Below are 790 nucleotides of genomic sequence, written 5' to 3' on the forward strand. Positions count from 1 at the left end.
AGAGCTTTACGATCCGAAAACCTTCTTCACTCACGCGGCGTTGCTCGGTCAGACTTCCGTCCATTGCCGAAGATTCCCTACTGCTGCCTCCCGTAGGAGTCTGGGCCGTGTCTCAGTCCCAGTGTGGCCGATCACCCTCTCAGGTCGGCTATGTATCGTTGCCTTGGTGAGCCGTTACCTCACCAACTAGCTAATACAACGCAGGTCCATCTGGTAGTGATGCAATTGCACCTTTTAAGCAAATGTCATGCAACATCTACTATTATGCGGTATTAGCTATCGTTTCCAATAGTTATCCCCCGCTACCAGGCAGGTTACCTACGCGTTACTCACCCGTTCGCAACTCATCCAGAAGAGCAAGCTCCTCCTTCAGCGTTCTACTTGCATGTATTAGGCACGCCGCCAGCGTTCGTCCTGAGCCAGGATCAAACTCTCATTAAAAGTTTGAGTTCTCACTCATTTCTGTCACTGACAGATTTATTGTTTTTTCATTGTTCAGTACTATAACCTCAGTTATAGTGCCCTGCACATTGGTTCGTCTTGTTCAGTTTTCAAAGGTCTTTGTCACTCAATATCTCTCAAGCGACAACTATATTAGTATATCACAGCTACCTGCCTCTGTCAACAGATTTTTAAAACTTTTTTCAAGTTTTTTTAACCGCAATACACCATAGTCCGTACGGGATTCGAACCCGTGTTACCGCCGTGAAAAGGCGGTGTCTTAACCCCTTGACCAACGGACCTGAGCTTTTCAACTCTTTCTATTATACCTACTTTTTTACCTTTGTCA

General features: G+C 45.9%; 1 tRNA gene and 1 rRNA gene. Both read right to left on the reverse strand.

Annotated features, from left to right (window positions below):
- Positions 1-441: ribosomal RNA gene (locus tag D8844_RS10285) — 16S ribosomal RNA — on the reverse strand; the annotation flags it as partial.
- A 230-nt stretch (positions 442-671) separates the two neighbouring features.
- Positions 672-743, reverse strand: a tRNA-Glu gene (locus tag D8844_RS10295).
- Positions 744-790: the final 47 nt, after the last annotated feature.

It is taken from the genome of Streptococcus oralis (assembly GCF_003942875.1).
Lineage (GTDB): Bacteria > Bacillota > Bacilli > Lactobacillales > Streptococcaceae > Streptococcus > Streptococcus oralis_BX.